This is a genomic window from Candidatus Magnetaquicoccus inordinatus (genome assembly GCF_004217665.1).
Taxonomy (GTDB): Bacteria; Pseudomonadota; Magnetococcia; order Magnetococcales; family Magnetaquicoccaceae; genus Magnetaquicoccus; species Magnetaquicoccus inordinatus.
On record NZ_RXIU01000278.1, the window covers coordinates 1 to 3,829 of the forward strand.

Here is a 3,829-nt window from a genome sequence, read left to right on the forward strand (position 1 = left end):
CACAGCTTGCTTCCATTAGGCGCGCCGCGCCGACGCAAAAAGCGCGTCGGCTTGTTGTGAAAGGCGCGCCAAAGGCACAAAACAAAACCCCAGAGGCTCTGCCTCTGGACTCTGCCAGGGAGGTGCCCTCCCTGGACCCGCAATTGCTTTGGGTAGTGAATAGTTACGTTTTTTCAATGTGCTTGCCATGGTCAAGTGATGATCATGCTCTTTGCAGCATCCGCGCATACTGTTCGGCCAAGCATGCGGCTGTTTGGGCGATGGGAAAGCGTTGTTGAATCCGTTGTTGACAAGCGGGCAGATCCAAGCCGATCTGCGGCCACTGCAGCAAGAGAGTGCGCAACCGCTCCGCCAGAGCCGCTATCTCTCCGGGTGGAAAGAGAAAGTTTTGGTCGGTGACAATCTGTTCGATGATGCCGGTACGGCTGGAGAGCAGCGGCACTCCGGCAGCCAATACCTCGATGGCGGCCATGCCGAAGGTTTCGCGGCGCGACGGATTGATTACCAGGGGATAGCGGCGCACCAGCTCCTGAAAAGCCTCGATGCGGCCTATAAAACGGAGCTGACAACCGGGAAGCTGCGGCGGTGGCGCTGTTGCGGGCAAGCTGCCGGTAAAATCAACAGTCATACCCTGCAAAAGCTGCTGCGGGGCCAGGATTTGCAAGGCTGCCAACAGATCAGACCATCCCTTGTTGGCTTGCGCAGAGCCGATCACCAGGATCTGTTTGGGAGTGGTTGGGGAGGGTGATACAGGAGGATAAAACTCTTCGGGCAGGAGACCATCATGGAGGGTGCTGATGTTGCTTCTCTGCGACCAGGAGGCAACCCGGTCATGCAGCTCCTGACCGATGGTGGCAAGCCACTGGCAATGTTTGACATGATATTTGGCATAGTCCTCTTGGCGCATGCCCGAATCACGCAGCAGCAAGGCGGCGGGAAGCTGCAGTCGTTTGGCCAGTGCCAGTGTAAGAATCCCCTCCTGGTGGTCGTTGCCTTGCAGCAGATGGATGGGAAAAGGGGCCGCTTCCAGGAGTTTGTGCACCTCTTTGGCAAAAAGGTTGTTTTGATAGAGTCGGGCCGGAAGAGAGCGGGAGCTGGGAAAAGGGTGCATCAGGACTGGAATCTGCTGTGCGCGACAGGCATCAACCAGCCAGCCTGGGCCGGAGGTCAAGAGCAGCGATTGCCAGAGTTGGTGTTGGGCGGCATAGCGCAGCAGACGCCATAAGCAGCTCTGTGCTCCCGCTTTGTGCGGTCGGTTTTGCACAAAGAGCACGCCAAATGGCGGGCAGTTCATAGGGAGCTGTTTTGGTAGGCCGCTGCATAGTAGGCCGTGCGGCTGTCCGCAAAATAGGGACGGCAGAGCGCGGCATATTCATGGAGTGGCAGGGTGAGAAACATCTCCGCGTAGGCGGCAGCATGCGCCGATTTTTTCAGAAAGCGGCAGTTCCAGGCGTTCAACCCCAGGGCAAAGTGCGCCCAGTCGCGCTGCTGCATTTGTGAACGGTAGCAGCGAATCGCCTCAGCTTTGCTTGTGCTGACTGCGGTAATATCGATCACTACATTGCCGAGTACTGCGGAATAGACTTGATAGGCCCAAACATCCAGGGTGGCAGGGAGCAGTTGCTGTGTGCTCAGCCGCCATAACAGTTCGCTGCAACGTCGATGATCATCATGGTCATCAAACAGCGAGGGCAGCAGCAACAGATCGGGGTTGACCGCGCTGATGGCGGCGGCCAACTGTTGGAGCGCCTCCTGATCGGCTGGCAGTGCTCCATCAGGCCAACGCAAAAAGTGGCTGTTAAAGTCGCACAGACGGGCCACCTCTCTGGCCTCTGCTTCGCGGATCTCCCGTTCATGGGGCAGACCGGAGGTGAGATAGAGCACTGTAATGGTGGCCCCCTGGGCACGGCTTTGCAACAGGGCACCGCCTGGACCGAGCAACTCATCGTCGGGATGGGGGGCGAGCACCAGGATCCGTTGTCCCGGCAGGCCAGTTGCTTCAACCGGTTGTAAATTACGGCTGAAACGGAGGGTGTTGAGTGCCTGGGCGGCCAGAGGCAGATCGGTTAATGTTTGCCAGTCACGAATCAAAAAGCGGTAGCTGCGACGGGTAAAGAGCCAGGATTGAAGACGATCTTTGAGGCTGCGTTTTCTGGCCATGGCAATCAGACCTTGGGTGTGTGGGCAGCGAACATGGTTTGGCGAATCACCTGTTCCATTCGTTCCAGCATGATGGTCAGTGCAAAATGGTTTTGCGCATAGTGTAAGCCGTTGCTGCTTAAGCGCTGACGCAGTGGCTGATCCTCTACCAGAGTAAGAATTGCTGCACTGAGGGCGTTGGCATCTTTGGGGGGAACCAGCAGGCCGGTTTGTTGTGGTTGGATGATTTCACTGATGCTGCCGACCGGGGTGGAGAGCACTGGAATGCCACAGGCCATGGCCTGCATCAGGGCTTGTGGTACCCCTTCGTTGGCATAAGAGGGCAGTACGAACAGATCACAGGCTTGCAACCAGGGCACCACATCCTCTTGATTGCCCGGCATGGTTACTTGTGCACCCAGGTTGAGTTGTGCCACCTGTTGTTGTAAATCGCTGAACATGGGGCCGTCGCCCACCATTACCAGGTGCAGATCCGGGCGTTGCAGTTTGGCCAGTGCCTCCAACAGAAAGGCATGTCCTTTCCAACTGCGCATGGTGGCCACAATGCCGAGCACAAAGGGCTTGTGGGTCAGACCCAGTTGTTGTCGGGCTGTCGTGGCGCAACCGGGTTGAAAACGCTGCAGATCGATGCCGGTGGGGATGGAGGTGATGCGTGCGCCGGGAAAGCCGTTGTCACCTATCAACTGTTGACGCAGGGCTTCACCGGTGGTGACAATATGCTGGCAACCACGGGTATAGAGCCAGCGGCTGGCTGGATTGCGCGGCACGGCTGCTGAAATATGGCGCAGGCGGATCACCACCGGTGGTTTGGCGAGCAGGCGGCAGGCCAAAGCCACCAGCCAACTGTCTACAGAGCTGTGGGTAATCAGACAATCCAGCGGATGTTCATGCAGCCATTGGCGCAAATCCGCAAGGCCAGGCAGGGATTTGCGTGTGATACGTACTGCCTGCACTGGCAGTTGCCGTTGTTGGGCAGCATGATAAATCTGTGCTTCTTGAGGGGCAAGCAGGGTGACTTGGTGGCCCTGCTGCAGCATCCCTAACGATTCGGTGAGAATCCGCAGCTCTTGTCCCCCCCAACCCAGTGAGGATTCGGTATGGGCAATGCGCAGTGGTTGAGAAGAGAGAAGAGTCATTGTTCGTTATGCAACATTCTTGTAAAACAGTAAACAGTGGTGGCGAGTCCCCCAACAGTTGAGAGAGCAGCCCTATTATCGACACGTTATCGTAACTTTTGCAGCAGTGCTTTGCAAATTTAATTATCCATCACCCAAAACAACTGCGGGTCCAGGGAGGGCACCTCCCTGGTGGAGTCCAGAGGCGAAGCCTCTGGGGTTTTGCTTTGCTTTTAATCTTTTAATCTTTTGCTTTTGGCGCGCTTTTCACACTAAGCCGACGCGATTTTTGCGTCGGCGCAGCGCGCCTAATGGAAGCAAGCTGTGTGTATTGGCGCGCATTTTTGCGCCAATACACACAGCATCCCCATGGGGGTAGAGCTGGCGAGCCAGCACGAACCTGAATAATTTGGTGAATGGTTTTGTGAATAATTTTGTGAATAATTTGAAGTTTTCGCACCGTTGCCACACGCTTAAACTGTGCAGGTCGGGCGTCCGCCCTCCCAAAGAGTGCCCCTCCGGGGCACAGATTGGTGCGGCGTGCGCGAATGCTT

4 protein-coding genes are annotated in these 3,829 nt (G+C 56.6%); all 4 read right to left on the minus strand.

Annotated features, from left to right (window positions below; all coding sequences use genetic code 11):
* Positions 1–202: 202 nt before the first annotated feature.
* Positions 203–1,294, minus strand: a complete 1,092-nt coding sequence (locus EJP87_RS14570) for a glycosyltransferase family 4 protein (protein WP_130472589.1) — start codon at positions 1,292–1,294, stop codon at positions 203–205.
* The gene (locus EJP87_RS14575) at positions 1,291–2,160 is read right to left on the minus strand and encodes a PIG-L deacetylase family protein (RefSeq protein WP_130472590.1); all 870 of its coding nucleotides are present in this window, start codon (positions 2,158–2,160) and stop codon (positions 1,291–1,293) included. The genes EJP87_RS14570 and EJP87_RS14575 overlap by 4 nt, the downstream gene beginning before the upstream one ends.
* A gap of 5 nt (positions 2,161–2,165) precedes the next feature.
* Positions 2,166–3,296 carry a glycosyltransferase family 4 protein gene (locus tag EJP87_RS14580; protein WP_130472591.1) on the minus strand — a complete coding sequence of 377 codons (1,131 nt, stop codon included), beginning with the start codon at positions 3,294–3,296 and terminating at the stop codon, positions 2,166–2,168.
* A gap of 246 nt (positions 3,297–3,542) precedes the next feature.
* On the minus strand, positions 3,543–3,829 hold a 287-nt coding region (locus tag EJP87_RS18665), incomplete at its 5' end, for a hypothetical protein (RefSeq protein WP_227657663.1).

What these genes read in the sequence shown, in the direction of transcription:
- EJP87_RS14575 (WP_130472590.1), bottom strand. Translation starts at nt 2,160, where the DNA reads ATGGCCAGAAAACGCAGCCTCAAAGATCGTCTTCAATCCTGGCTCTTT.
- EJP87_RS14570 (WP_130472589.1), bottom strand. Translation starts at nt 1,294, where the DNA reads ATGAACTGCCCGCCATTTGGCGTGCTCTTTGTGCAAAACCGACCGCAC.
- EJP87_RS14580 (WP_130472591.1), bottom strand. Translation starts at nt 3,296, where the DNA reads ATGACTCTTCTCTCTTCTCAACCACTGCGCATTGCCCATACCGAATCC.